Below are 25,402 nucleotides of genomic sequence, written 5' to 3' on the forward strand. Positions count from 1 at the left end.
TTATAACCAGCGGATGCTGTCAGGCCGGTAGGCGAGGGCCACCGGCCAGCCCCGGTGAAGGGTCATGGCGGCCAGATGGGAATCGTCGATGCGCACGACCAGCGTGAGCGAACCGACACGAACATCGGCGAACAGATTGCCGCTCTGTTTTTCCGAGGCGATGCGGGTGACCGTACCGTCGACAACGGCGATGGTTGCAGCGGCAGATGCGCCTTCGCGATCGAGAATACGGATGGCGGCAGGGTCGATGAAGGCGGTGGCATCGGCGTTGGGTGGCTTTGAAACCGTAAGGCATAGACCGCCGCCGAGCGATTTCGTGTAAAGGCCGTTTTCTCCGGGGACCCAGGGGCCGAAAATCATGTTGCTCCTGCCGGTGCCGGTGGGTGTCCCTTTGAACAGGTGGATCACCTCGTCACAAACATCGTAGAGCCATTCGCGATCGTGGCTGGCAATCACCAGGGTGGTGCCCCATTCGCTGCGGGCACGCAGGGAGGCGGCACGGATCAGTTCGCTGGAAGCGGCATCCACGCTGGCGGTGGGTTCGTCCAGGAGCAGCACGCGGGGTCTCAGCGCCAGCCGGGCCGCCAGGGCCACCCGCTGGGTCTCACCGCCGGACAGTTCGTCCCACTGACGCCGCGCGAAAATATCGGCATCCAGGCCGACCATGGCCAGTGCATCCTGCACCGGGCGGACCCAATTTTCACGGCCACCGCGCACCTTCAGGCCGTAGGCCACATTCTTGAACACCGTGCGCTTCATCAGGTAAGGGTCCTGGGTCAGCAGCGTAACGTGGAAGCGAACGGATTCGTCGAATGGCAGCGCCGGTTTCCCGTCGAACAGAATTCTCCCCTGGGTGGGCCGGAAGATAAACGCCATGAGCTTGAGCAGGGTGCTCTTGCCGCTGCCGTTGGGCCCGACCAATCCCATGATGGATGCCGGTTCGATGTCCAGACGGTCGACAGCCAATACCGGGGCGCTGTTGTAGCGGTGGACAAGGTTTTCAATCCGGTAGATGGGCTGCGGCACCGTCATCGTTTCCTCAAAAAAGAAAGGCACACATTCACGCCAAAGGCGATGGCAATGAGCACCAGCCCAAGAGCGATGCCCGTGGAAAACATCCCCTTGCCCGTCTCCAGGGCGATCGCGGTGGTGATCGTACGGGTGTGCCACTTGATGTTGCCGCCCACCATCATGGAGATGCCCACCTCGGTCATCACCCGGCCGTAGGCGGTGAGACCGGCGGCCAGCAAACCATAACGCACCTCCCACAGGCTGCTGAACAGCAGCTGCCGCCGACTGGCACCCAGGGAGATCAGAAGGGTTCGCAGGTGCCGGTCCATGCTTTCAACGGCCGTGGCGCTCAGGGCGATGACGACGGGCAGGGCAAGGATGGTCTGGCCGATGGCAATGCCGGTCAGGGTGAACAAAAGGCCCATCTCACCCAGTGGACCCCGATTGGAGATAAAGGCGTATACCACCAAACCGATGAACACCGTGGGCAGAGCCAGCGCCGTATCCACCACCAGCCGGACCTGACGCTTGGCCGGGAAATCAAAATATCCCAGTGTGAACCCTAAGGGGATGCCCAGGACCAGACTGGCCGCCATGGAGCCTGAGGAAGCCTTCAGCGTGGCGGCCACCGCGGACCAGGTCTGAGCATCACCGCCGAAAAGCAGGCGGATTGCCTCTATGAATCCGGCAAAGATAAAATCCATGGGGTTTACCTTCATTGCAAAAGGGGGCCGCTGCCCCCTTTCACTTAACACTTAAAACGTCACACGTAAGAATTTTTTTATCATTTTGCATTGGGCACGAAAAGCGGTTTCCCCAGCAGTTTGAAATCCCGGATCAGTCCCTGGGCTTCGGCGCCGGCCAGCCAATCCGAAAAGGCGGTGGCCAGATCGAATTTGGCCTTCGTGCAGCGCTGTGGATTGATGGCCAGGACACTGTACTGGTTGAGCAGGATCTCATCCTGCTCAACCAGTATTTTCAGTGGCGGGTTGCCGTTCATGGTATCGGCGTATTTGATGTAGGTGCCGCGATCAGTCATGGTGTAGCCGTTGCGTTCGGCGGCAATATTAATGGACGCCAGCATTCCCTGACCGGTCTGGACATACCAGGACTCCTTTTCCGGGACTGCCGCGCCAGTGGCTTTCCAGAGGGAAAGCTCTTTTTTATGGGTGCCCGAATTGTCTCCGCGACTGACAAATATGGCCCCCTTGGCACGCACGGCCTCCAGCGCATCGACAACCGCTTTACCTCTGATGCCGGCCGGATCGCTCTCCGGGCCGATGATCACAAAGTCGTTGTACATGATCTCCCGGCGGTTGACGCCGAAGCCCTTTTCCACGTATGTCTTTTCCGCCGCCGGTGCATGGACCAGCAGCACGTCCACATCACAGTTTTCACCCATTTTAAGGGCCTTGCCGGTCCCCACCGAGGTCCATCTGAGTTCGATTCCCGTGGATTGGATGAAATGGGGAGCCAGGTAGTCCAGCAGACCGGTGTTGTCGGTACTGGTGGTGGTGGCCATGAGCAGCACCTTGTCGGCGGCCATGGCCGGAAGGGCCATCGCCAGGGTCAATATCACGATCAAACATGCCTTTACCGCCATCTGTTTTTTCCACTGCATGGACTTGCCTCGCTCTTTTGGTTTCGGGGTATTCAGATTCTTCGGATGCTGAACGAAGATATCAGGCCGTCGATTCGGCTCCCGCTGGTTCCAGTTCATGGGGGAATATCATTTTACCGCTTTTGGACACATCATATCCGTCCAGTTGTTCAGCCGCCTGGACGAATGCCTTTTCGTGGAGCAGGCTTAGAAAATACTGGATCCCCTGGTCGAAAAACCGATCGCGGGTCACCAGCAGGTCGTAGCGCTCCTGGCGCAAGGGCATAAACGCCAGGCCCAGCAGGGAGGCCACCGGTCGGATTCCCGGCCCGGCATCGGCGCGGCCCGCCAGAATCTCGAGCCCCACATCCATGTGTCGATTCATCTCGCGGTCGTACCCGGCAATTCGCTCGCCGGCAATGCCCGCCCGCTTGAGTTCCCGGTCGAAAAGCAGGCGGGTGCCCGTAGCCAGAGATCGATTGACGATCCGGACGCCCGGTTTGCCCAGATCCTTTACGGCGTTGATGTGCCGGGGATTGCCTTTTTGCAGAAGGATGCCCTGGTCCCGCATGCAAAAATTGACCACCACGGGCATGCGCTCGAACTGGCGCTGCAGGAAATCGAAATTATACTCGTTGCCGTTCTCCTGCAGCAGGTGGCTGGTGGCCATATGGCAGAGGCTTCGGCGCAGGGCGCTGATGCCGCCCATGGATCCCAGGTTGCCGAATACGGCCAGATGCCCTGAATGACGGCTGTTGAACAGGGAAAGGGCCTTTTCCAGAAGAATGTCATTGCTCCCGGCGATGACCAGCAGCCCTTCATAAGGAGGCAGAACGTTGTGGTTCTGGGGGTAGTTGACCGTGCTGGATTCGACCCATTGTTCCACCAGATGTCGGGGGAAAATCCATTTCCCGGTGACCTTGGAAGCGGGCAAGCCCTTTTCCGAAATCAGCGTATAGACCATTTTCTCGTTGATCCCTAAAAATTTGGCCACCTCTTTGGTGGATAACATCTGTGTCATGGTGTACGCTTCCTCTCCGGCAATTGGGCACTTGGGCACTGCAGGGGGTTCGCCAACAAAGTTGGTGATTAGTAGAAATCGTAGGACGAAATGTCAATGCTTTCCATCGATGTGACAAAAGCAAGGATATAGACGGACCTATACCGACTAAAAATAACAATCATCTGCTGGTTTTTCTGGTCTGCGGATGATCCACCCCATCGATGCACCCGGTGCGCCTTTTTAAGTTGACGGGCGCGGTGCCGGCCGTATAGATTAGCGGTGAACCTAAACCCCGGGAGCGGCGACACGATGCTCAACGAAAAGCAGAAACTGGACACGCTGATGACGCTGGGGATCGAGCTCAACCGGATCCATGACCTGGACATCCTCCTGGAGCGGGTGCTTACACGGGCGCGCCAGTTTGTAAACGCCGATGCCGGATCCATCTATATCCGCGAAGGCAGCCGCCTGGACTTCACCTACTCCCAGAACGACACCCTGCAAAAACGGCTCCCCGCGGGAGAAAAGCTGATCTACAGCACTTTTTCCGTACCCATCGACCAGACGAGCATCGCCGGGTATGCCGCCGCTACGGGTAAAATGCTCAGCATACCGGATGTCTACAAACTGTCGCCCACCAAGAGCTATCATTTCAGCAAAAAATTCGACGAGGCATCGGGATACGTCACCCGATCCATGCTCACCATCCCGCTGATGAGCTCGAAAAAGGATGTGCTGGGCATTCTCCAGATCATCAACGCCCAGGACCAGGACAAACGCATCCGGACTTTCAGCCAGACCGACGAAAAGGTGATGTTGCATTTCGCCGGCATCGCCGCCGTGGCGCTGGAGCGGGCCCAGATGACCCGCTCCATGATCCTGCGGATGATTCGTATGGCCGAAATGCGGGACCCCAAGGAGACCGGCGCCCATGTCAACCGGGTGGCCGGCTTTTCATTGGAACTCTACGAGCACTGGGCCAAGCGGCGCCGTATCGACCAGAAGGAGATCGACAAGACCCGGGACGTGCTTCGCATGGGTGCCATGCTCCACGACGTGGGCAAAGTGGCCACATCCGATCTGATTTTAAAGAAACCGGCCCAGCTCAGCTTCGAAGAATTTGAGATTATGAAGCAGCACACCATCCATGGGGCCCGGCTTTTTTCAAACCCGCAGTCGGATTACGATGAGGCGGCTGCCATCATCGCAATGAACCACCACGAAAAGTGGGACGGTACGGGTTACCCCGGCCACGTGGATCCTATCTCCGGCAAGCCGATGCCCGGCCACGAAGGCCGTGTGGGTCGACCGCTGCCCGGCAAAAAGCATGAGGAGATCCCCATTCTCGGCAGGATCGTCGCCATTGCCGATGTCTATGATGCGCTCTCCAGTAAACGAAGCTACAAGGAGCCGTGGGATGAATCGCGGAGCATCGAAATCATCAGCCACGGTGCCGGCACCCATTTCGATCCCGAACTGGTTGAAATTTTCCTGGATCGGATCGCGCTGATCCGAATCATTCAGGCACGGTATTCGGAATCGCACGCCGAGCCGCAAACACTCCCCACGCCTGTGGTTCCGAAATGATTAACCGACTGATCGCCAACGCCCTGCCCCTGCTTCCCGAACGTGTCGTCTGGCTCTTTTCCCGTTCATACATCGCCGGGGAGACGGTGGATAAGGCCATGCGCGCATGTCGGACCCTGAACGACGGAGGCATTAAAACCACCATCGACATCCTGGGTGAGTTTATCCGGAACCTGGACGAAGCCGAAAAGAACCGCGACGAATACCTGTCCCTGATCGACGTCGCCCAGCACAGCGGTATCGACGGCAACTATTCGGTGAAGCCCACCATGTTCGGCCTGCTCATCGATGCCGACGTCTGCTATCGCCATATCCGCGAAATCGTCGCCAAGGCAGCCGGCTTCGGCAATTTCATCCGCATCGACATGGAGGATTCGAATTGTGTGGATCTGGAGATACACCTGTTTCGCCGGCTGAAGGCCGAATTTCCAGAGAGTGTGGGGCTGGTCGTGCAGGCCTACCTGCGTCGCACCTTGGACGACCTGAAGGGTCTCATGGATCTTCACACGCCGTCGGTCCCGTTGAATTTTCGGCTATGCAAAGGCATCTATGCAGAACCGCGGCGGATCGCCTTCCAGCATCACGCAGAAATCAACGCCCATTTTTTGGAAGATCTCGACTTCATGCTTCAAAACGGCATCTACCCCGGCATCGCCACCCACGACCGGGCCCTGGTGGACGGTGCGCTGGCACTTATCGACCGGTACGATGTGCCCCGCAAGAGATACGAATTTCAGATGCTGTACGGTGTCGCCCCGGAACTGCGGCGCACCCTGGTCGATGCCGGACACACCATGCGGGTCTATGTCCCTTACGGCCGCCACTGGTTCGGTTACTCCACCCGGCGCCTCAAGGAAAACCCGAAGATTGTCAACAGCATCATTAAATCGCTCCTGCTGAGCCGATAAACCGACCCGATTCGCGCGATCGTCTTTCGACGGCGACGATCGATGGCTGACGGCAACCCCGACGGGAAAACCAAACCCGCCAGTCCGCTACGTGGAAAGATGACATGAAGGCAACCAAACGGATCGCCCTGGTGGCCCACGATGAACGCAAAGCCGACCTTCTGGCGTGGACCCGCCGCAACACCGCCACCCTCGCCAGGCATCAGCTGTATGCCACCGGCACGACCGGCAAGCTGTTGGCCGATCAATGCGGCCTCTCCATCACCCGTATGAAAAGCGGTCCGCTGGGCGGAGACCAGATGCTCGGCGCCATGATCGCCCAGGGAGAACTGGACGTGCTCATCTTTTTCTGGGACCCTATGTCGGCCCAGCCCCACGACGTGGATGTAAAAGCGCTGCTGCGCATGTCCGTTCTCTACAATATCCTGACCGCCTGCAACCGGGCCACGGCTGACTTTCTGATCTCCAGCCCCGGCTTCAACACCGTTTATGAACAGGAATTCAAGGATTACGGCGCTCATATCCGCCGCCCGATGTAGCTCACGTGCCGCCGGGGGATGATGCGAAGTGAGCCCCTCCGCGGCAGGCCGCGGCGAAGGTTCACCGTAAAGCGGAAAATCGATTTTCATTTAGCTCGCCAACCCCGCCGCAAACGCGGGGCCGGCGCTCACGATCGCGGTTCAAAAAAACGGAGGAAAAAGATGAAAGCGGACACCGGAACAACCACCCTGGAAATCTTTTCCGACTACGTCTGACCGTGGTGCTACTTCAGTACCGGGCGTATTGAACGGCTTAAGGCGGCATTTCCTATCCAGGTCAAATGGACGGCATTTCCCCTGCATCCGGAGACACCGCAGGCCGGACAGACCCTGGAAGCGCTGTTTGCGGGCCGTCCGGTGGATATTCCGGGCATGCTGGCCCGCCTGCGCCAGGTGGCGCGGGAACTGGACCTGCCCTTCGGGGAGCGCAAAATGACCTTCAACAGCCGGCTGGCCCAGGAACTGGGCAAATGGGCCGAGGATATGGGTCGTGGCGACGCCTTTCACCACGCTGTGTTCCTGGCCTATTTCCAGCGCGGCGAGAACATAGCCGACCAGCCGGTGTTGCTCCAGATCTGTTCGGAAATTGGGCTGGATCCGGAAGCGGCACGGGCAGTGCTGGATCAACGATCCTATCGTCAAGCCGTGGACCGGGACTGGCAGCGGTCACGCCAGAAGGAAGTTACCGCCGTGCCCACCTTTGACCTCGCGGGCCAGCGACTGGTGGGTGCGCAATCCTACGCGGCATTGGAAGGGATGGTTTTATCCGCGGGTGTGGAAAAACGATAGCCCGCCCGCCTGCGTTAATCCCTATGGCAGGGAGCTCCTCTTATGTCCGTGCCGCAACCCCGTTTCCATATCCCGCATGTACCTGTTATGAGTCGGGGATTCATGGAGAAAAGTATTTTTTCTGCAGGCATGCTGGTTTTATTCGTGCTGGTCTCTGCCGCCTGGGGCGACCTGAGCGGACGATGGTCCGGCAACGACGGGGGCACCTATTATTTGCGCCAGACCGGTGGCACCGTCTATTGGTACGGTGAAGCCGCCGATGCACAGCCGGAATGGTCAAATGTGTTTTCCGGCCGCATTTACGGGCCCCGTATCAAGGGCATGTGGGCCGATGTTCCCAAGGGGCTGACAACCGGGTCAGGTCGCTTGGAACTGGTCATAGAAAAAGGCGGGAACGAACTGCGGGTCGTGAATAAAACCGGCGGATTTGCCGCTTCCCGATGGACCCGCATAAAGACGGACACCTCCGCCGCCCAGCCGCTGAAGCAGCTGGAACCGTCCGGAAACGGGGATTGCATTCGCTTCGACCCGGCGGCCCTTAGCGTTCGACAGGTGAAAGGAAGGTGGAAGATCGTCGACGGCGGCCACTGGCTATTCGATTTCGGACCCAATCAGGCCGCCGCCCGCCAATCGCTCAACGTGATCCGTCACTACCGCATGGATCGCGCCTGCTTTGTCGGCCGGCCGAATCCGCTGTTTACCTATTTGCTGGCAAGAGGCGGAAGCCCGTCGGGTGTCATGGCCGGTGAGGATTGCGTGGCTTTTGACCCGAAGACAGCCAGGGTGAGCAACATTCAGGGACGCTGGAAGATCGTATCCGGCCGGCGATGGCTGTTCGATTTCGGCCAGAACCAAACCGAAGCGCGACAGGCCCTGGCGGTTATCCGGCGCTACGGCTTCAGCCAATCCTGTTTCGTGGGACGGCCAGACGCCGACTTTACCTACCTGCGCCGCTGAACGAAGGGGTCTCAGTCGTCGGCGATGGCCCGGTTGATGACGGTCGATGAGAAGCCCCGACCGCATAGAAAGCGGTAGGCCTTCTGGCGGCGTTTCCATGGATCGTCCTCGCGGTTCAGTCGAGAGGCTTTTTTTTCCAGCATGCGACGGGCGCTGAGCACCTGGGCCTCTTCATCACCGCAGCGGGATAACGCCTGTTCGATTGTCGCATCGTCAAGCCCTTTTTGACCAAGGGTATGGCGGATCCGCAAGGGGCCGTATCCGCTGTCGGACAGATGCCCGGCAATGACGGTGGCGGTTTTGGCATCGTCCAGATAACCCAGTTCCCGGCATCGTGCCAGGGCACCCTCGATGGCAGCACGGCCAAACCCCTTTTGGCGAAGTTTGACCCGCAATTCCTTTTGGGTGTGATCCCGCCGGGTCAGAATCCGAAAGGCGCTGTCCAGGGCCCTGGAATTCTCCTTATGCGGCACGCTGCCGGCTTGCGGGCAATCATCTTTCTTCATGGAATCAATGGCCGGCACAAACGCAGACGCAGGCCCCGGAATAAACCAATCGACATGGTTACCCATCTGATACGGGTTCGGATGCAAGTCGCACCGTTGTTTCCATAAGGGTGTGTCGGAGCCATTGACGCACCATCGAGGCCAGACGCAAAGGCAAATCGAGCGTGGCGATTCTTTTTTCCGGGGCCCAAAATAGTTGACGGATTTAACGGATTGGCATAGCCAATGTAATTATCACACCTGCAGAGAGGAGTTTTCATGGGACAACGATTCATCATGACCGCTTTTGGCAAGGACCGCCCCGGCATCGTTGCCGATGTAACTGAAATTCTGTATGAAAACGGTTGCAATCTGGAGGACACCTCCATGACCCTGATGGCCGGGGAATTCACCCTGATCCTGCTGTTCACCGCCGCATCGGCAGAAGTGGCCGGTCCGCTGTCCAGGGATTGCCGCAGGCTGGAACAGGAAAAAGGGATTTCCGCCTTCCTCCGCCCGCTGGCGCCAGAGGAAAAGACCAAACCCGGCAGCAGGGTCAAGACCCGTACCCTGCATGTGGAAGGTCTGGACCAGGCAGGCATCGTCTACAAGGTCAGCCGTTTCCTGGCAGACAACCGCATCAATATCGTCGATCTTAAATCCACGGTAAAGGCCTCCCCGGAAAGCGGCACCGCCCTGTACGTCATGGATATTCGGCTGCAGATACCGGCCGATGCCGCCATAGAACCGGTGGAAAAAGGATTGCGTGACGTTGCCGACGATCTTAACGTGGACATCACCTTGTCGGGCCGTTGACTCCGGGTTGTCGTTTTCAACACCCTGTTGGACGACCGTTAAGATTGCAGCAGACTCTGCCCGGTCATTTGCGCCGGTTGCTCCAGCCCCATCAGTTCCAGGAGTGTCGGCGCGATATCGCCCAGACGGCCTTCCCGCAGACGAACCCCCTTTCGGCTGTCGTCCAACAGCAGCAGGCGAACCGGATTGGTGGTGTGGGCCGTGAACGGTTTGCCATCAGGTCCGGCCATCTTTTCCGAATTTCCGTGATCGGCGGTTACCAGGGCGACGCCGCCCTTCTCCCACAGCTTGGTGACTACTTTTTCCAGGCAGCGGTCCACCGTCTCGCAGGCCTTGACGGCGGCGGCCAAGACGCCGCTGTGCCCCACCATGTCCATGTTGGCAAAATTGAGCACGATGAAATCGTATTTATCCGAGTCCAGCCGGGCGACCACTTCATCGGCCACCTGGGGTGCGCTCATTTCCGGTTTCTGGTCGTAGGTGGCCACATCCCTGGGGGAGGGAATCAGGCAACGCTCTTCGTTTTCAAACGGCGTTTCTTCACCGCCGTTGAAAAAATAGGTTACATGGGCGTACTTCTCGGTTTCGGCGATTCGCAGCTGGTAAAGCCCCTGGCGGCTCAGCACCTCTCCGAGAATCATCTCCAGGTGTACGGGACCAAAGGCCACGGGCAGGTCAAATGCTTCATCGTAAAGGGTCATGGTGGTGTAGCCGGAGAGTTCCGGAACCACCTGGCGAGCGAATCCATCGAAGTTCTTTTCGGTGAATGCGCGGGTGATCTCCCGGGCACGGTCCGCCCGGAAGTTAAAAAATACGATGCCGTCGCCGTCGGTGACCGTTCCCACCGGTTTGCCGCTGTCGTCGACCACGACCACCGGCTGGACGAACTCGTCGGTCTCATTACGCGCGTAGGCTGATTGAACGGCGGCCACCGGATCGGTTTCCGCCCGGCCACGACCCTCGGTATAGAGCCGGTAGGCCTTTTCCACCCGATCCCATCGTTTGTCCCGGTCCATGGCATAGTAGCGGCCGCAGACGGATGCAACGGCCCCGTTGCCGATGGCCCGGATATGCTCCTGCAACTGCTTCAGATAGCTAACGCCGCCGTCCGGCGGGGTGTCCCGACCGTCGAGGATGGCATGAACGAAGACCGTGGACAGTCCCTTGCGTTGAGCCATGTCCAGAAGGGCCAGGAGGTGGGTGAACTGGCTGTGGACGCCGCCATCCGATACTAGGCCCATCAAATGCAGCGCCGCACCACGGGCAGCGACCGCATCCATGATGGCACAAAGGGGGGCGTTCTCGAAGAAGGCCCCCTCTTCGATCGCTTTGTCGATGCGCATCAGGTCCTGATAGACGACACGGCCGGCCCCGATGTTCATATGCCCCACTTCGCTGTTGCCCATGATACCCTCGGGCAGGCCGACGTCCTTGCCCGAGCAACGCAGTTGTGTCGATGGGCAGCTGGATTGAAGCCGGTCAAGGAACGGGGTATGGGCCACCATGACGGCATTGGTGGGTTCATCTTTGCCGATTCCCCATCCGTCGAGGATAATCAGCATGTGGGTATTTTTGGGCATTGTATCTCCTCTATTCGATGAATACCGATTCGTCTACCTCGCAATCGTCATCCGGACAATCGAGCACCTGTTTGAGGCTTTCCGTCTGGATGCGCCGGGCATCCGACCACAGCCCCTCCAGATTGTAAAAACTGCGCGTGCTTTCGTAAAAGACGTGGATAACCACGTGCCCGTAGTCCATGAGCACCCAGTGGCCCTCCTTGAGGCCGTCGACACTCAGGGCCTTGATGCCCTGTTTTTTCAGATCGCGCTGGATATGTTCGGCGATGGCACTGACCTGACGGTTGGAGGTCCCGTGGCAGATGAGGAAGGCGTCCGCCAGGCTGGTGAGGTGGCCTACGTCCAAAAGGACCGGATTTCTAGCTTTCTTTCCAAGTGCTGATTTGACGTAAACGTCCAGTTCAGCATCACTTGTCTTCGTCATCGATAAAGTTCCTTTGTTTCAATATAAGCGTTGACCGTCGGCGGAACAAGGTCATGGATCTCTTTTCCCGCCTTGATTCGCCGCCTGATCTGGCTGGAAGAGATGTCGATCGGCCGGATCGGCAGCAGGTGGATCTTGTTTCCGGTGGCCCGCTGCCAACAGGACGTTTCTTCTTCGTAGCGATACGCTGCCGACAACCGGGCTCGGATATAGCCGTCCATACGGGCGACATCGTCGCCAGCTTGCATCCCGCCGCCGTCCACCTTTCGCGACACCACCACCGGTTGGACGGTTTCCAGCAGCCGCCGATGACGCTTCCAGGTATGAATCTCCAGGAAGGCATCCATTCCCATGATCAGAAAGAGCGTGGCACCGGGAAGGATCCGGGTGTTGAAGTGGTCCACCGTGTCGATGGTGTAAGACCGTCCTTCGCGTTGGATTTCGATGTCGGACAGGCAGTAGCGGACATCGGCGGGCAGGGCCAGTTGGATCATTCGGACCCGCTCGGCCGCCGGTGCCAGGAATGCGGGGAATTTGTGGGGAGGCACCCGGCAGGGGACAATGTAAATCCGGTCCAGGGAAAATCGGTGGAGAACCCGTTCGGCAACCATCAGGTGGCCCTTGTGGATCGGATTGAATGTTCCGCCGAATACTCCTGCTCGCATGGGTTCTTCCAGTGCCTGGCATTTTCCGGTGGAATGCGGGGGTCACGGCCCGAAGGCTACTCCCGAACCTGGCCGTCACCCAGGACCACGAACTTTTGGGTGGTCAGCTCGTGGAGTCCCATGGGGCCGAAGGCGTGCAGCTTGGACGTGCTGATGCCCATTTCAGCGCCCAGGCCCAATTGTCCACCGTCATTGAACCGGGTGGAGGCGTTGACCAGCACCACCGAGGCGTCCACGTCGCGGACAAACCGGTGGGCCCGGTGGTAATCGCCCGTGACAATCGCTTCCGTGTGGTTCGATCCGTATCGGGCGATGTGGGCCATGGCATCCTCCATGTCGGCTACCACCTTCACCGCCAGAATCAAGTCCAGGTATTCTGCGGGCCAATCCGCCTCGGTGGCGGGGGGGATGCCGGGAAGGATGGCGCAGGCTGCCGGGCACCCCCGAAGCTGAACACCGGCTGCATCGTATCGCCGGGACATGGCCGGCAGGAACGCGTGGGCCACCTGTTCGTGGACCAGCAGGGTTTCCATGGCGTTGCATACGCCGGGCCGCTGCACCTTGGCATTGTAACAGATATCTTCGGCCATTTGAAGGTCGGCCGTCTGGTCCACGAATACATGGCAGACCCCTTTGTAGTGTTTGAGCACGGGAATCCTGGAATTCTCCGCCACGAACCGGATCAGCCCTTCACCGCCCCGGGGAATGATCAGGTCGACGAAGGCGTCCTGGGCCAGCAGGGCGGTGATCGCCGCGCGGTCTTCCGTGGGGACCACCTGGGCGGCCTGCGCCGGCAAGCCGACCGATTCCAGGGCCCGGCCGATAATGCCGGCAAGGGCCCGGTTGGAGTGCAGTGCCTCGGAACCGCCCCTCAATATGACGGCATTGCCGGATTTCAGGCACAACCCGGCGGCATCAATGGTGACATTGGGCCGCGACTCGTAGATGATGCCGATGACGCCCAACGGGATGCGCATCCTCGACACCCGCAGTCCGTTGGGCCGCACCCGCGTTTCGCCCATGGTGCCCACCGGGTCGGGATAGGCGGCCACTTCCCGGAGACCGCCGGCCATGGCCGCAATGGTTTGCCCCGTGACGGTGAGCCGGTCCACCATGGCACGGGAAAGGCCGGCCTCCGCGGCCCGCTTCAGGTCTTTGCGGTTTTCCAGAACGACCGCTTCCGCCTGCTGCTCCAGCAGGTCGGCCATGTTCGTCAGGGCCTGGTTCTTTTGGTCTGTCGCGCAGCAGCCGATCACCCCGGCGGCCTGCCGGGCGTCGCGGGCCATTTGTCGGAGGGTTCGATCGATATCCATGGCATGTCCTCTACAAAAGGTCGCCCCTGATGGGGCACTGGAAAAAGTCGAAAACGCCGGCAGGGCCATTAAGACATGGGCGACGGCAGCCGTCAACATGTCAGGCGGCTTCGGGCTCTCCGGTAATCACCAGGTTGTCCCGGTGAATCACTTCATCGTATGTTTTCTGGCCGAGACGGGATTTGATCTGGTTGCTCTTGAGGCCCATGATGGTGCGGATCTCTTCGGCATTGTAGTTGACCAGCCCGTTAGCGATCAATTGGCGGTTTTCGGTAATCACGGCCACCGCCGCGCCCACGGGGAACTGACCCTGCACCTCGACAATGCCGCTGGGCAGCAGGCTTTTCCCGTTGTTCATCAGCGCCTTGGCTGCCCCGGCATCGACCGTGAGCGTGCCCTGGGGGTTGACCGTGTAGCCGATCCAGCACTTCTTGCGGTTCAGTTTTTGCTCCCGGGGTACGAAAAACGTGCCATGGGACTCACCGGCCGCCAGCCGGATCAGGATGTCCGGCCGGTACCCCTTGGCGATAACCATGGGTATTCCCGATGCGGTGACCTTGCGGGCGGCTTTGATCTTGCTCAACATCCCGCCGGTGCCCAGTGCTCCGGGAATATCGCCGGCAAACTTTTCGATGCTGCGGCTGTAGGTGGCCACCCGGGGAATCAGGCGGGCATCCGGGAAGACCCGGGGATCCTTATCATACAGGCCGTCGATATCGGTGAGGTTGATGAAAATGTCAGCATCCAGGAGCAGGGAGATCATGGCGGCCAGGTTGTCGTTGTCCCCCAGCTTGATCTCTTCCACCATGATGGTGTCGTTTTCATTGATGATTGGTACCACCAGCCATTCGAGCAGGGTGTTCAGGGTATTCCTGGCATTCAGGTAGCGTTTGCGGCTGACTAGATCGTCGCTGGTGAGCAGGATCTGGGCCACCTTGCGCTCATACCGGGCGAATGCCTTTTCCCACTCACGAATCAGGCCGGCCTGGCCGATGGCGGAAATGGCCTGCCGTTTGGGAATGGCTTCGGGCCGCTTGGGAAAACCCATTTTTTTCATGCCGGAGGCCATGGCCCCCGAGGAGACGAGAATGATCTGAATGCCCTGGTCCAGAAGCCGGCAGATCTGGCTGCTGATGGAGGAAATGGCATCGATGTTCAGGCCGTCCCGGGCGGTCAGCACATTGCTGCCCACCTTGACGACGGCCCGCCTGATGGCGTCACTCTTATTCTTCCGATTGGGCTTCATCCATCTGATCCAGCAGGTTGCAAAGGGTTTCGGTCAACCGGTCGAGTCCCTCGCCGGTGGCGGCGGAAATCGTCAGCAGGTTGCCCTTGCCGAAGGCCTCCTTGAACAGCGAGGCCGCATCTTCGGCCCAGGTCACGTCCATCTTGTTCAAAACCACAAGCTGGGGTTTTTCAGATAGCTTAGGGCTGTACTGATGCAACTCCCGGTTGACCGCATCGAGGTCCCTGAGCGGATGGTCGGCATCGATGGCGGCGGCATCCACCAGGTGCAGCAGCACCCGTGTGCGCTCCACATGCCTCAGGAACTGGATACCCAGGCCGGTACCGGTGTGGGCACCCTCGATCAAGCCGGGAATATCGGCGATAATGAAAGGCTCCCGGCGGCTGGTTCGAACCACCCCCAGGTTCGGTGTCAGGGTGGTAAAGGGATAGTCGGCGATCTTGGGTCTGGCGGAGGACAAGGCGGAAACCAGTGTCGACTTGCCGGCATTGGGCAGACCCACGACACCCACATCGGCCAGCAGTTTCAACTCCAGCCGCAGGTTCAGGGTCTGGCCGGGTTCACCCGGCTGCGCAAACCGGGGCGTCCGGTTGGTCGATGATTTGAACCGCGCGTTTCCCAACCCGCCCCGGCCACCTTTTGCAACGACAAAGACCTCGTCGGGTTCGACGAGGTCTTTAATGAGGTCTCCGGTATCAGCGTCGATCACCAGGGTGCCGGGAGGCAACTCGATGATCAGGTCCTCCCCGCCTTTTCCGGCCCGATTGTTGCCCTGGCCGCCGGACCCGTTTTTGGCCTTGTAAAGCCTTTGAAACTGAAGGTGGTAGAGGGTGCGCTTTTTGTTGGTCGCCTGGAAAATGACATCTCCGCCGCGTCCCCCGTCACCCCCGTCAGGCCCGCCTTTGGGAATGTACTTTTCCCGCCGCAAGCTTACGCATCCGGCACCGCCCTTGCCCGACTGGACGGTAATGCGTGCTTCGTCTATGAATTTCACGCTGCATAGACGCTGACCTGTTTACGGTCTCGGCCTTTTCTTTCATAGGTGACGACACCGTCGATCAGGGCAAAAAGGGTATAGTCCTTGCCGATGCCGACATTAACGCCGGGATGGATACGGGTGCCGACCTGGCGAACCAGGATGTTGCCGGCAAGCACCTCCTGCCCGCCATAGCGTTTGATTCCCCGGCGCTGGGCATTGCTGTCTCGACCGTTTTTTGAACTACCGGCTGCTTTTTTGTGTGCCATGGATTCCTCCTCAATAACAAAAGGGCACCGAACGGACATCCAGAGGTTCGGCAACCCTTGCAGGTGTTTCGGAAAAAGGTTTACGCCTCGATACGATCGATACGAACGGCCGTGAACGGCTGGCGGTGGCCCTGTTTGCGGCGATACCGTTTTCGGCGCTTGTACTTGAAGACAAGGATTTTCTTGCTCTTGCCCTGGGCCACGATCTGACCATGGACCGTTACCCCGTCTACACCGGGCTGACCGATCTTGACATTCTCGCCATCGGAAAATATAAGGACGTTGTCGAAAGCGATCGGCGACCCGACGTCGCCGGCGATCTTCTCAAACCTGAGGACATCACCTTCCGCAACCTTATATTGTTTACCGCCTGTAGCAACCACTGCATACATGTTTCTGCCCTCCTGTGAAAACAAATCGCTTTGTCCTGAATTCAAAAAATAAGAAATATTAAACTTTCCGGTACTGTTGTCAAGAAAAAACTGATCGGCCATGGGAATGGGAAAAGTCATGGACAAGAACGGACAAATCCCTGTAGTTACAGGACAGGCGTGCCGGCGTTTCCAGGAGAACAAAGGTGCTCACATCCATGCCGTTGCAGCGGTTCGCATGGTCTCAGACGAAAAGGAAGCTCCTCGTGACCAGTCAGTATCGAGACATCACCATTGTCAAAGACGGACAGCAGAGGTCCGAATCCATGGTTTTCATCGGAGAGGAGCCCCTCTCCATCCGCGTCCAGGGGTCGGCCTATGCCGTTGTCATGCGCACGCCGGGCGAGGAGAAGGCCCATGTTGCCGGTTTCTGCCTTGGAGAGGGCATCGTGGACGACCCCGGGGACATTACCAACATTGCCTTTTGCGATGGTGGGGACACCAATGTGGTCACGGTCACCCTTACCGCTGATCGGCGCACACAAATTGCCGATCACCTGGATCGGCGGACCTACATCAGCCAGACATCCTGCGGCATCTGCGGGAAGTCCATCGTCGCCGATCTGGTGCAGGCCCTTACACCATTAGATGACGGGGAGCCGCTGAACGGGAGGAGCGCTTTGGACCGTCTGCGCCATCTGGACGATTACCAGCCGCTGCGCGACAAGACCCGCGCCGCCCATGGTGCCGCCATCTATGACCATGCGCTCAACCAGTTGTCCGTTGCCGAAGACGTCGGCCGTCACAATGCACTGGACAAGGCCATCGGATCCCTGTTTATCGACGGGCGACTGCCACAGGCACGTCTGCTGACCCTGTCGTCGCGCATCAGCTACGAACTGGTCCAGAAAGCAGCTCGGGCACGGATTCCCGTCATCCTGGCCATTTCCAGGCCCACCGCCCTGGCCGTTGAGTTGGCTACGGCATTGAACATCACCCTGGCTTCACTGGGCAAGGGCGACAGCCTCATGGTCTACTGCAACCCTCACCATCTCGTGTGGCCGTCCGGCTAAACCGGTACCCGTGAAAAAGTGCGCGCCGCAAACGACATATCGCAAGTATATCAAATTAAAAAAAATTTAATTTGGCCAGAGGGATTTATGGGTCATTTGGTTTTTTTTAGCAGTCGGTCTTTGACGATATCGCTTTGGCTATCTGAAAACACGCATTTCAGGATTAAGCGCCGGCTACGAAAATGAAATCAGATATAGCCTCACGACTCAATCGCCCCCTGACCATCGGGCGTACCACGATCGATTGCCGCCTGGTCCTGGCCCCCATGACCCTGCTGGGACACATCGCCTTTCGGGAATTGTTGGCCGGTTTCGGCGGGTATGGCCTGCTTTTCGGAGAGATGTGCAGCGCCAAACGGATCCCGGGGGAAGTCCGCACCCGATCCGCCTATTTCAGCTGGCGGGATGCGGAACGGCAACACCTGATCATACAGATTGTCGGCGCCGACCCCACGACCATGGCGACGGCGGCCCGGATCATCGAGGAAAACGGCCTGTACGGGGTTGACCTGAACTTCGGCTGCTCGGTGGCCACGATCTGTAAACAGCGCTGTGGCGCGGCCCTGTTAAAGACACCGGACCAGGCCGCCCGCATCGTTGAGACGGTGCGTCGGGCCATTACCATCCCGCTGTTCGTCAAGTTTCGCACGGGGTGGACCGACGACCCGGACGTTCCGGTGGATCTGGCCCGCAGATTCGCCTCGGCCGGCGCCGACGCCCTGACCTTTCACCCCCGGGTGGCCCCGGATCGGCGCTCCCGCCCGCCCCGCTGGGAATATATTAAAGCGGTCAAGGACGCGGTGACCATCCCGGTGTTCGGCAATGGCGATGTATTCGATGAAACGGATTGCCTGCGAATGCTGGAGACCACCGGCTGCGACGGTGTGGCCATCGGCAGAATGGCCATTGCCCAACCCTGGCTGATGGCCCGGATGACCGGTTTGCTTTCACCAGACACCGGAATCTACCGACGCACGGCTTTTGCCATGCTGGATCTGATGAAAAAGCATTTCGACGACCGGCGGGCGCTAAGGCGGTACAAAAAATTCGCCCACTATTTCAGCGCCAATTTCAAATTCGCCCATAGCTTTTACACACGCATCGGCAGTGCCCGGGATCTTGAGGCCGTGAAGGGCGAATTGGAGACATTTTTCAGCAGCGACCCGGAGACGACGGCAAGGCCGAACATGAATTTTTTCCTGTAACCCGTCTGCGGTAATCCCACCGAAATCCTCATCCCAGACGGTTCCATAATACGTTCTATATCGAGGAACCGCCACCCTCTATGGAGCGGCATAGGTAGTGAAGCCAAGCCGGACGATGGTCACCGCCACGACCACCAGGAAAAACAGGCGCACGAACCCCGTGCCTTTTTGAACCGCGATAGCGAGCGTATTCCCTGCCGCTTGCGGCGGGAATGCCATGGCTGCACGCAAGTTCCTTCTGGGATACTATTTAGCAGGCTCAATGGAACAAAGGACAGATCAATTCTCCACTGCCCCCCTTAGGATTGCCTTCATGTCGGCAATATGCACCGCCGTCGACGGTGATGACGGAGACGGCTTTCCAGTGCCTTGACTTTCCCCGATCCATCAGGTTACAGTTTTGCGCGCACATCAAGACCAGGTCCACTTTTCAAAAAAGGCGCTGCACCTTCCCAACCGAGGCATATGAAACCAGATCGTGTAGTCGTTACCGGGCGGGGAACCGTCAACGCCATCGCCACCAACGTCGGGGCATTTGCCGACGCCCTCAAAACCGGTGTCTGCGGCATCGGCCCGGTGACCCTGTTCGACACCACCGGTTACCGCACTCACACCGGGGCCCAAGTCGACGATTTTGATCCCCGGCGGCATATCCCGGAAAAATACGCGTTAAAGCGCATGTCTCGGTCGGACTGCATGGCCATGGCGGCGACGCTGGAAGCGCTGGCGGAAGCCGGGTTGACGACTTTCCCGGAAGCACTCGCCGCTGACACCGGAGTGGTCATCGGCGGCGGGGCCGGTGGCATGCTGGAGTGCGAACCGGTGTTTGCCCGCTACCTGGAAAGCGGCGCCGACCGGCTTCCCGGCTCCCCGTTTGCCGCCTTTTCGTGCGCCTCCTCAGCCGACCACATTGCCACCCATTTAAGCCTCACAGGTCCCAAGACCACCTTCATGACCGCCTGTTCGTCCGGCGCTACGGCCATCGGCTATGCTGCGGATCTGATCCGACAGAAATCCGCCCAGGTGGTCGTCTGCGGCGGCACCGAACCCCTGTGCCGCATCACTTATTCGGCCTTCAACGCCCTGCAGGCAGTGGATCCCGATTACTGCAAACCCTTCGATCGCCACCGCCGGGGAATGAGTCTGGGAGAAGGCGCCGGCATACTGATCCTGGAATCGCTGGATCACGCCCTGAAAAGGAATGCCCGGATCTACGGCGAAGTGCTCGGCTATGGAATCAGCTGCGATGCCAACCACATGACCGCCCCGGACCCCCAGGCCACCGGGGCCGTGGGTGCCATGACCGCCGCCCTGGCCGATGCCGGCGTCTCCTCTAACGAGGTGGACTATATCAATGCGCACGGTACGGCCACACCGGCTAACGACCTGATGGAAATCCGGGCCATTAAAACCGTTTTCGGCGACCGGTCTCAACGGATCCCGGTCAGTTCCACCAAATCCATGATCGGCCATACGCTGGGGGCTGCCGGCGCCATCGAAGCCCTGGCCTGCATACTGGCCATCGAGCGGGAGTTCCTCCCGCCGACCATCCACCACGAAACCCCCGACGAGGCCTGCGACCTGGACGTCGTGCCCGGCCGCTCAAGGGAGGCCGCGCCCGACATCGTGCTCTCCAACTCATTTGCCTTCGGCGGCAACAACACCTGCCTGGTTCTGGGAAGATGGTCCCAACACGGCGGTGCCCGATGAGCCGGCGGGTGGTGGTAACCGGCATGGGGCTGGTTACGCCCCTGGGCATCGGGCGGAAGGCCTTTGCCGGCAATCTTTTCGATGGGGGATGCGGCATCCACCCCATCCAGGGATTCGACACCGCACCCTTCAGATCCCACCTGGGGGGCGAAGTCGGTAATTTTTCACCCGCTGACTTCATCGCCCCCCGCACCCTGCGGCGCATGGACCGCCTCTCCCAGATGGTCACGGCGTCGGCACGCATGGCTATGGACGATGCGGATATCGATCTGTTGGAAGCGGACCGAAAACGATTGGGCATTGTGATGGGAACGGCATTTGGCGCCACGGACGTGGCCACGCAGTTCGCCGGCACCCTGTTTACCGAGGGTCCCCGGCGGGTAAACCCCATTCTGGTGCCCAATACCGTGATGAACGCCCCGGCTGGCCACGCGGCCATCGAATTGGGGCTTCGGGGGATCAACACCACCTTGAACCACCGTGAGGCCTCGGCGGAAACGGCGATCGCCTTCGCGGCGGGTCAAATCCGGCAGGGACGCGCCGATGTGCTGCTGGCCGGTGGTGGGGATATTCTCTCGCCCTTCTTTTTCACCATGCTGGAACGCTTCAAGGGCTTGTCTCCCCAGGACCGTCATACCGAAGGGGCACGGCCCTTCGACCGCCATCGCAACGGGCCGGTGGTCGGGGAGGGAACCGGGCTGCTGTGCCTCGAATCGCTGGATTCGGCCCGCTCGCGCGGGGCGGCGATCTATTGCGAAATCGTTGGCTGGGGCATGAGCGGCACACCGGCACCGGCCAACGACTGGCCCGATGATCCGGCCGGACTGGTGGTCGCCATGCAAAAGGCCATGGCCCTTGCCGGCGTGCGGCCAGTCGATATCGACACGGTCTCTGCAGCTGCCAGCGGCGGCGTCAAGTCCGACCGGCTGGAGGCGCGTGCCCTGGAGCAGGTCTTTAAGGACGCCGAAACGCCGGCGGTAACGGCCGTCAAGGGCGCCATCGGAGAAAACTTCGCTTCCGGCGGCATTCGTGCCGCGGCCATGGTGCTCTCCATCCATGCGGGCATCGTGCCGCCGACCCTGGGCCTTGAATCCCCCATCACGGAATTGGATGTGGTGACGGCAGACGCCCGAAAGATGACGGTCAACCATGGACTGGTCAACGCCTGCGCATCCGGAGGCACCTTTGCCAGCTTGTTGTTCAGCAGGTACATCTGATGCGCCCCCTGTCACCACCGGTTTGCCGGTTCAGCAGCGCGAAATCGCCTTCTTGACGATCACACAATGTACGCCCGCAGCCGGCTGGTCGATGGGTGCAGCCTTTTGAAAAGGGATCGCAAAACGCATCGGCTGCCGGCGAAAGGAAAACCCGGTTGAACCCGCTTACGGATGTCGTTGTTATCGGTGCCGGCGCGTCGGGACTGATGTGCGCCATGGAAGCCGGCAAACGCGGCCGCCGGGTGGTGGTTGTCGACCATGCCCGGACACCGGGCCGCAAGATTTTGATGTCCGGCGGCGGCCGCTGCAATTTTACCAACCGCGAAATCGACCCCGCCCACTACCTCTCCCACAATCCCCACTTCTGCAAGTCGGCGCTGTCACGTTACACCCAGTGGGATTTTGTCGAATGGGTCAACGACCACCGCATCGCCTATGAAGAGCGATCCCATGGCCAGTTGTTCTGCGTGGGCAGCGCCCGCCAGATCCTGGACATGCTGTTGTCCGAATGCCACAAGGCCGGCGCCCGCTTCAGCCTGGACACGAAAATAGTGAAAATTGAAAGGCTCCCGGACCAATCATTTGAAATCCAAACCAGCCGGGGAATTTTTACCTGCCCGTCCCTGGTGGTTTCCACCGGCGGGTTGTCCATACCAGAGGCTGGCGCCAGCCCGCTGGGATACGAGATTGCCCGGCAGTTTGGCATACCGGTCCGTCCGCCGCGTGCCGGCCTGGTTCCGCTTACCCTCCAGCCGGCGGACAAGAAGGCTCTGGCCGGTCTATCCGGCATCGCCGCGAATGCCGTCGTCAGCTGCCGGCGGCAGTGCTTCCGCGAAAATATGCTGATCACCCATCGGGGGCTCAGCGGCCCGGCCATCCTGCAGATCTCCTCCTACTGGCAGCCGGGCGAGACCATTGCCATTGACCTGCTGCCGGACATGGACGTTGTGGCATGGCTGAAAAGACAGCAACAGCAGCACCCCCGCCGCCGGGTCAGCACGGCCCTTTCGGCGCTCCTGCCCAAGCGGCTGGTGGCGGCACGGATCCCTCCTGCCATTGCGGATCGTCCACTTCAGCAGCTTTCCCATACACAATGCAGAGAAATCGCCGCCCACTTGCAGCAGTGGACCCTGAAGCCGGGCGGCACCGAGGGGTACCGCACCGCTGAGGTCACCGTGGGTGGGGTGGACTGTGACGCCCTCTCTTCGAAAACCATGCAGGCACGCCGGGAACCGGGGCTCTACTTTACCGGTGAAGTGGTGGATGTCACGGGCTGGCTGGGAGGGTACAACCTGCAGTGGGCCTGGTCATCGGGATGGTGCGCCGGCCAGGTGGCGTAGCCCCGGCAATTGCACTTCACCGGCCGGGTTCAATCATTCGTCTCGATGAGCCCGTAAACATTCTTCGACGGCGGGACGCCCCGACATTCCGTGGAAACCACACACCGGCTGAAATGGGGTTGGGTTTGCCGGTTCAGGGCCACCAGAACCCGGGCCACGGTCTCGCTGATGGTGCCGGCGTCGGCCTGCCGGGTGATCTCTTCCAGAGCGGTGCGGTTGTCGTAGGAGACCGGGCGGTAAGGCCGCGGCGAAATCAGGGCGTCATAGACGTCGCTGACCATGACGATGTCGATCATCAGGTTGTCGATCGAAATGCCCAGCGGGTATCCGCTGCCGTCCCTGCGTTCATGGTGGTCCCTGGCCACCTCGGCGGCCAGGATCCCGGGATCCTGAAAGTAGTAGCTCAACAACACGTAGCCGGCCAGCGCGTGGTGGCGAATGTGTGCATGCTCTGCCTGGTTCAGCGGCTTCCCTTTGGCCAGAATTTCATGGGGAACGCAAAGTTTGCCGATATCGTGGGTGGGGCCGGCCATGACCTCCTGGAGTAAAGCTGCCCTGTCGTCGATCAGTTCACGGGCGATAAGGATGGAAAGGGCAAAGACAAGCAGGGTGTGGCGATAGGTATAAAAATCCAGCTCGCGAAAATGATAGAGGGATTCCAGCACCGGCTCAGGCAGGTCGACATCCCCGGCAATGGTGAGCAGTTCTTCCTGTCGCCGGGTCTCTTGAAAAATCAGGTCGTAGGGTGCAGCGGCGAAAAAGCCCAGCAGGTCGGACCTGATCTGCCGGTATTCCAGCAAGCGGCAGGTTTTAATGGCGGTGGTCTGTCCGCTGGACAGCGATTCCATGACCCGGCGGGTCAGGCGGGTTCCCGCAGCCAACAATGTGTTACCCCTGCGATCGGTTACCCCATGGGTGAGTCGATAGTCCGGCATGGGGTGCTCCCCCCCTTTTCAGCTTTTTACCCGTGTCATGTACTGGCCGGTCTCGGTGTTCACCCGCACCACCTCTCCGGCGGTCATGTATTCGGGCACCAGCACGGACACCCCGTTGGACAGGGTGGCGGGCTTGTTTCGGTTGGTGGCCGTGGCCCCCTTCATCACCGGAGCGGTATCCACGATTTCCAGATCGACGGTCTGGGGCAGCTCGATGCACAGGGGGTGACCGTCCCTGAGCAGCACCGTGATGTTTTCCAGGCCGTCGATGAGCCATTGGATCTGCCCTTCCAATGTCTCCTCGGACAGGGTGTACTGCTCGTAATTTTCACTGTCCATGAAGGTGTACAGGTTCTGGTCGCGGTATAGAAAGCTCACCCGGCGTTTGTCCACCGCCATCTCTTCCAGCATATCGTTTCCCTTGTAGGTCTGGTCCAGTTTCTGCCCGGTGATCAGCGAGGCGTATCGGACCTTGTAAAGGGTGTTGGCCCCCCGGGCCGACGGGGTGTGGACATCGATCTGTTTGGCCTGGTAAGGATGGTTGTCGATATTGATAATGTGACCTTTCTGAAGGTTGCTGGCTTTTGGCACGGATGTTCTCCTGTGATGTTCACCGCTGCGGGTAGTTGGGTCAAATGGCCGGATCCAGGTCATCGGCTGGCAGCCGGCTGGCACAAGATCCATAACGCAAGACGTTGTCAGTAAAATTGGGTGCCAACGGGGTTGGCCCCGGGGTGGAGGCGTGCAAAAAACCCCGACGGCCGACCGCGCTGTCCGAAAGCGTCGGCACAACGCCTATATATCGCTTATCCGGGTTCAGGGCAATACGGTTGACGTTTAAATGGCCAGCCACCATCTTAGCACTTACGCACATGGGTTCACCCGCAATCGTGGGTGTATTCGAAGGCCAATCACCAGGCTGGTAGAGGATAAGAGTGAACAAGCACCCCATTTTAGAAAAACTGATGCAGACTGCGCTGAGCCCCGAGCAACACGCCCGCCTTTATGGAATGATCGCCGCCACGTTTCAATCCGCCATCGAATCGCGATCACCGAAAAATCGTCCACCGGGAAAAGCGGGACTCAGGGCCGAAAAAGGCTACTACCGCCTGCTGTACCTGGAGGAAAGTTTTCGCGAAGCGGTCGCCCCCCATCAACTTACGAACCCCGATGCCCCTACCTGCGATTGGGCGCCCATGATCGACATCGTGCGACAACTGACAGATATCCCCGAACTTCGCTGGGAAATCCTGGAAGGGATCGAGACCGCATTGAATGAGATTGCGGATCCGACGCAAACCGTTGAATGACATCCGGTTGAGTATTGCAATCGACCTGTGCTATGAATCTTGCTGAATGCTGAATGGCCACCTTCGAAAGTAT

27 protein-coding genes and 1 pseudogene are annotated in these 25,402 nt (G+C 59.5%); 12 read left to right on the top strand and 16 right to left on the bottom strand.

The window, feature by feature from the left end; translation table 11 throughout:
- The 4 genes from ACZCED_RS11485 to ACZCED_RS11500 form a co-directional block, all read right to left on the bottom strand.
- Positions 1 to 1,032, bottom strand: coding sequence for an energy-coupling factor ABC transporter ATP-binding protein (locus ACZCED_RS11485; RefSeq protein WP_462967864.1), 1,032 nt, complete (start codon positions 1,030 to 1,032; stop codon positions 1 to 3).
- Positions 1,029 to 1,715 carry an ABC transporter permease gene (locus tag ACZCED_RS11490; protein WP_462967865.1) on the bottom strand — a complete coding sequence of 229 codons (687 nt, stop codon included), beginning with the start codon at positions 1,713 to 1,715 and terminating at the stop codon, positions 1,029 to 1,031. The genes ACZCED_RS11485 and ACZCED_RS11490 overlap by 4 nt, the downstream gene beginning before the upstream one ends.
- 80 nt (positions 1,716 to 1,795) lie before the next feature.
- Positions 1,796 to 2,632 carry an ABC transporter substrate-binding protein gene (locus tag ACZCED_RS11495; RefSeq protein WP_464860832.1) on the bottom strand — a complete coding sequence of 279 codons (837 nt, stop codon included), beginning with the start codon at positions 2,630 to 2,632 and terminating at the stop codon, positions 1,796 to 1,798.
- A 61-nt stretch (positions 2,633 to 2,693) separates the two neighbouring features.
- Positions 2,694 to 3,632, bottom strand: a complete 939-nt coding sequence (locus ACZCED_RS11500) for a substrate-binding domain-containing protein (RefSeq protein WP_464860833.1) — start codon at positions 3,630 to 3,632, stop codon at positions 2,694 to 2,696.
- Positions 3,633 to 3,923: 291 nt separating this feature from the next.
- Between ACZCED_RS11500 and ACZCED_RS11505 the strand changes: the two genes are divergently transcribed.
- The 5 genes and pseudogenes from ACZCED_RS11505 (at position 3,924) to ACZCED_RS11525 (ending at position 8,394) form a co-directional block, all read left to right on the top strand.
- Positions 3,924 to 5,201: an HD domain-containing phosphohydrolase gene (locus ACZCED_RS11505; RefSeq protein ID WP_462969125.1), complete on the top strand. Its 1,278-nt coding sequence runs from the start codon at positions 3,924 to 3,926 to the stop codon at positions 5,199 to 5,201.
- Complete coding sequence (locus ACZCED_RS11510; RefSeq protein WP_462969126.1) at positions 5,198 to 6,109, top strand: proline dehydrogenase family protein; 912 nt, start codon at positions 5,198 to 5,200, stop codon at positions 6,107 to 6,109. The genes ACZCED_RS11505 and ACZCED_RS11510 overlap by 4 nt, the downstream gene beginning before the upstream one ends.
- 104 nt (positions 6,110 to 6,213) lie before the next feature.
- Positions 6,214 to 6,648 (top strand): methylglyoxal synthase, encoded by a 435-nt coding sequence (locus tag ACZCED_RS11515; protein ID WP_462969127.1) that lies wholly within the window; start codon positions 6,214 to 6,216, stop codon positions 6,646 to 6,648.
- 228 nt (positions 6,649 to 6,876) lie between these two features.
- Positions 6,877 to 7,437: pseudogene (locus ACZCED_RS11520) on the top strand (DsbA family oxidoreductase); the annotation flags it as partial.
- Positions 7,438 to 7,539: 102 nt separating this feature from the next.
- Entirely contained in the window at positions 7,540 to 8,394 is an 855-nt protein-coding gene (locus tag ACZCED_RS11525) for a hypothetical protein (protein WP_464860834.1), read from the top strand.
- 11 nt (positions 8,395 to 8,405) lie between these two features.
- Here ACZCED_RS11525 and ACZCED_RS11530 read toward each other — a convergent pair whose 3' ends face one another.
- Entirely contained in the window at positions 8,406 to 8,900 is a 495-nt protein-coding gene (locus ACZCED_RS11530) for a regulatory protein RecX (RefSeq protein ID WP_462969130.1), read from the bottom strand.
- A 258-nt stretch (positions 8,901 to 9,158) separates the two neighbouring features.
- Between ACZCED_RS11530 and ACZCED_RS11535 the strand changes: the two genes are divergently transcribed.
- Positions 9,159 to 9,695: a glycine cleavage system transcriptional repressor gene (locus tag ACZCED_RS11535; RefSeq protein WP_462969131.1), complete on the top strand. Its 537-nt coding sequence runs from the start codon at positions 9,159 to 9,161 to the stop codon at positions 9,693 to 9,695.
- A 38-nt stretch (positions 9,696 to 9,733) separates the two neighbouring features.
- Here ACZCED_RS11535 and gpmI read toward each other — a convergent pair whose 3' ends face one another.
- The 8 genes from gpmI to rplU form a co-directional block, all read right to left on the bottom strand.
- Entirely contained in the window at positions 9,734 to 11,275 is a 1,542-nt protein-coding gene (gene gpmI / locus ACZCED_RS11540) for a 2,3-bisphosphoglycerate-independent phosphoglycerate mutase (RefSeq protein WP_462969132.1), read from the bottom strand.
- 10 nt (positions 11,276 to 11,285) lie between these two features.
- On the bottom strand, positions 11,286 to 11,699 hold the full coding sequence (rsfS, locus tag ACZCED_RS11545) for a ribosome silencing factor (RefSeq protein WP_462969133.1): 414 nt from the start codon (positions 11,697 to 11,699) through the stop codon (positions 11,286 to 11,288).
- Entirely contained in the window at positions 11,696 to 12,364 is a 669-nt protein-coding gene (gene nadD, locus ACZCED_RS11550; protein ID WP_462969134.1) for a nicotinate-nucleotide adenylyltransferase, read from the bottom strand. Before nadD ends, rsfS begins: the two co-directional genes overlap by 4 nt.
- Positions 12,365 to 12,420: 56 nt before the next feature.
- A complete protein-coding gene (locus tag ACZCED_RS11555; RefSeq protein WP_462969135.1) occupies positions 12,421 to 13,677 on the bottom strand; it encodes a glutamate-5-semialdehyde dehydrogenase in 1,257 nt (418 codons plus the stop codon).
- Between the two features lie 100 nt (positions 13,678 to 13,777).
- A complete protein-coding gene (gene proB, locus ACZCED_RS11560; protein ID WP_462969136.1) occupies positions 13,778 to 14,923 on the bottom strand; it encodes a glutamate 5-kinase in 1,146 nt (381 codons plus the stop codon).
- A complete protein-coding gene (obgE, locus tag ACZCED_RS11565) occupies positions 14,901 to 15,917 on the bottom strand; it encodes a GTPase ObgE (RefSeq protein WP_464860835.1) in 1,017 nt (338 codons plus the stop codon). Before obgE ends, proB begins: the two co-directional genes overlap by 23 nt.
- On the bottom strand, positions 15,914 to 16,168 hold the full coding sequence (rpmA, locus tag ACZCED_RS11570) for a 50S ribosomal protein L27 (protein WP_372678699.1): 255 nt from the start codon (positions 16,166 to 16,168) through the stop codon (positions 15,914 to 15,916). Before rpmA ends, obgE begins: the two co-directional genes overlap by 4 nt.
- 80 nt (positions 16,169 to 16,248) lie before the next feature.
- Positions 16,249 to 16,662, bottom strand: coding sequence for a 50S ribosomal protein L21 (rplU, locus tag ACZCED_RS11575; protein ID WP_464860836.1), 414 nt, complete (start codon positions 16,660 to 16,662; stop codon positions 16,249 to 16,251).
- A 143-nt stretch (positions 16,663 to 16,805) separates the two neighbouring features.
- Here rplU and fdhD point away from each other — a divergent pair, with 143 nt between their 5' ends.
- Together fdhD and ACZCED_RS11585 are read left to right on the top strand one after the other, a co-directional pair.
- Positions 16,806 to 17,612: a formate dehydrogenase accessory sulfurtransferase FdhD gene (fdhD, locus tag ACZCED_RS11580; RefSeq protein ID WP_462969139.1), complete on the top strand. Its 807-nt coding sequence runs from the start codon at positions 16,806 to 16,808 to the stop codon at positions 17,610 to 17,612.
- 182 nt (positions 17,613 to 17,794) lie between these two features.
- Positions 17,795 to 18,817, top strand: coding sequence for a tRNA dihydrouridine synthase (locus tag ACZCED_RS11585; RefSeq protein WP_462969140.1), 1,023 nt, complete (start codon positions 17,795 to 17,797; stop codon positions 18,815 to 18,817).
- Between the two features lie 78 nt (positions 18,818 to 18,895).
- Here ACZCED_RS11585 and ACZCED_RS11590 read toward each other — a convergent pair whose 3' ends face one another.
- Positions 18,896 to 19,036 carry a hypothetical protein gene (locus ACZCED_RS11590; RefSeq protein WP_464860837.1) on the bottom strand — a complete coding sequence of 47 codons (141 nt, stop codon included), beginning with the start codon at positions 19,034 to 19,036 and terminating at the stop codon, positions 18,896 to 18,898.
- 246 nt (positions 19,037 to 19,282) lie between these two features.
- Here ACZCED_RS11590 and ACZCED_RS11595 point away from each other — a divergent pair, with 246 nt between their 5' ends.
- The 3 genes from ACZCED_RS11595 to ACZCED_RS11605 all read left to right on the top strand — a co-directional run bounded on the left by ACZCED_RS11595 (position 19,283) and on the right by ACZCED_RS11605 (position 23,084).
- Positions 19,283 to 20,527, top strand: coding sequence for a beta-ketoacyl-[acyl-carrier-protein] synthase family protein (locus ACZCED_RS11595; RefSeq protein WP_464860838.1), 1,245 nt, complete (start codon positions 19,283 to 19,285; stop codon positions 20,525 to 20,527).
- Complete coding sequence (locus ACZCED_RS11600) at positions 20,524 to 21,744, top strand: beta-ketoacyl-[acyl-carrier-protein] synthase family protein (RefSeq protein ID WP_464860839.1); 1,221 nt, start codon at positions 20,524 to 20,526, stop codon at positions 21,742 to 21,744. Before ACZCED_RS11595 ends, ACZCED_RS11600 begins: the two co-directional genes overlap by 4 nt.
- A gap of 155 nt (positions 21,745 to 21,899) precedes the next feature.
- Entirely contained in the window at positions 21,900 to 23,084 is a 1,185-nt protein-coding gene (locus ACZCED_RS11605) for a BaiN/RdsA family NAD(P)/FAD-dependent oxidoreductase (RefSeq protein WP_464860840.1), read from the top strand.
- Between the two features lie 29 nt (positions 23,085 to 23,113).
- On the opposite strand, the gene ACZCED_RS11610 is transcribed toward ACZCED_RS11605, so the two are convergent.
- On the bottom strand, positions 23,114 to 24,019 hold the full coding sequence (locus ACZCED_RS11610; protein ID WP_462969144.1) for an HD-GYP domain-containing protein: 906 nt from the start codon (positions 24,017 to 24,019) through the stop codon (positions 23,114 to 23,116).
- An 18-nt stretch (positions 24,020 to 24,037) separates the two neighbouring features.
- Positions 24,038 to 24,610, bottom strand: coding sequence for an elongation factor P-like protein EfpL (gene efpL, locus ACZCED_RS11615; protein WP_462969145.1), 573 nt, complete (start codon positions 24,608 to 24,610; stop codon positions 24,038 to 24,040).
- A gap of 344 nt (positions 24,611 to 24,954) precedes the next feature.
- On the opposite strand from efpL, the gene ACZCED_RS11620 reads away from it, so the two are divergent.
- Positions 24,955 to 25,329, top strand: a complete 375-nt coding sequence (locus tag ACZCED_RS11620) for a hypothetical protein (protein ID WP_462969146.1) — start codon at positions 24,955 to 24,957, stop codon at positions 25,327 to 25,329.
- The last annotated feature ends 73 nt before the right edge of the window (positions 25,330 to 25,402 follow it).

It is taken from the genome of Desulfosarcina sp. (assembly GCF_055467485.1).

Bases quoted from the DNA above. Each gene is read 5' to 3' on its own strand.
- rsfS (WP_462969133.1), bottom strand. From the start codon at position 11,699: ATGACGAAGACAAGTGATGCTGAACTGGACGTTTACGTCAAATCAGCA.
- ACZCED_RS11515 (WP_462969127.1), top strand. From the start codon at position 6,214: ATGAAGGCAACCAAACGGATCGCCCTGGTGGCCCACGATGAACGCAAA.
- ACZCED_RS11530 (WP_462969130.1), bottom strand. From the start codon at position 8,900: ATGAAGAAAGATGATTGCCCGCAAGCCGGCAGCGTGCCGCATAAGGAG.
- ACZCED_RS11510 (WP_462969126.1), top strand. From the start codon at position 5,198: ATGATTAACCGACTGATCGCCAACGCCCTGCCCCTGCTTCCCGAACGT.
- ACZCED_RS11535 (WP_462969131.1), top strand. From the start codon at position 9,159: ATGGGACAACGATTCATCATGACCGCTTTTGGCAAGGACCGCCCCGGC.
- ACZCED_RS11500 (WP_464860833.1), bottom strand. From the start codon at position 3,632: ATGACACAGATGTTATCCACCAAAGAGGTGGCCAAATTTTTAGGGATC.
- ACZCED_RS11555 (WP_462969135.1), bottom strand. From the start codon at position 13,677: ATGGATATCGATCGAACCCTCCGACAAATGGCCCGCGACGCCCGGCAG.
- ACZCED_RS11585 (WP_462969140.1), top strand. From the start codon at position 17,795: ATGAAATCAGATATAGCCTCACGACTCAATCGCCCCCTGACCATCGGG.
- proB (WP_462969136.1), bottom strand. From the start codon at position 14,923: ATGAAGCCCAATCGGAAGAATAAGAGTGACGCCATCAGGCGGGCCGTC.
- ACZCED_RS11600 (WP_464860839.1), top strand. From the start codon at position 20,524: ATGAGCCGGCGGGTGGTGGTAACCGGCATGGGGCTGGTTACGCCCCTG.
- ACZCED_RS11505 (WP_462969125.1), top strand. From the start codon at position 3,924: ATGCTCAACGAAAAGCAGAAACTGGACACGCTGATGACGCTGGGGATC.
- ACZCED_RS11485 (WP_462967864.1), bottom strand. From the start codon at position 1,032: ATGACGGTGCCGCAGCCCATCTACCGGATTGAAAACCTTGTCCACCGC.
- nadD (WP_462969134.1), bottom strand. From the start codon at position 12,364: ATGCGAGCAGGAGTATTCGGCGGAACATTCAATCCGATCCACAAGGGC.
- ACZCED_RS11610 (WP_462969144.1), bottom strand. From the start codon at position 24,019: ATGCCGGACTATCGACTCACCCATGGGGTAACCGATCGCAGGGGTAAC.
- ACZCED_RS11595 (WP_464860838.1), top strand. From the start codon at position 19,283: ATGAAACCAGATCGTGTAGTCGTTACCGGGCGGGGAACCGTCAACGCC.
- ACZCED_RS11590 (WP_464860837.1), bottom strand. From the start codon at position 19,036: ATGGCATTCCCGCCGCAAGCGGCAGGGAATACGCTCGCTATCGCGGTT.
- ACZCED_RS11495 (WP_464860832.1), bottom strand. From the start codon at position 2,632: ATGCAGTGGAAAAAACAGATGGCGGTAAAGGCATGTTTGATCGTGATA.
- ACZCED_RS11490 (WP_462967865.1), bottom strand. From the start codon at position 1,715: ATGGATTTTATCTTTGCCGGATTCATAGAGGCAATCCGCCTGCTTTTC.
- gpmI (WP_462969132.1), bottom strand. From the start codon at position 11,275: ATGCCCAAAAATACCCACATGCTGATTATCCTCGACGGATGGGGAATC.
- rplU (WP_464860836.1), bottom strand. From the start codon at position 16,662: ATGGCCGATCAGTTTTTTCTTGACAACAGTACCGGAAAGTTTAATATT.
- ACZCED_RS11525 (WP_464860834.1), top strand. From the start codon at position 7,540: ATGGAGAAAAGTATTTTTTCTGCAGGCATGCTGGTTTTATTCGTGCTG.
- rpmA (WP_372678699.1), bottom strand. From the start codon at position 16,168: ATGGCACACAAAAAAGCAGCCGGTAGTTCAAAAAACGGTCGAGACAGC.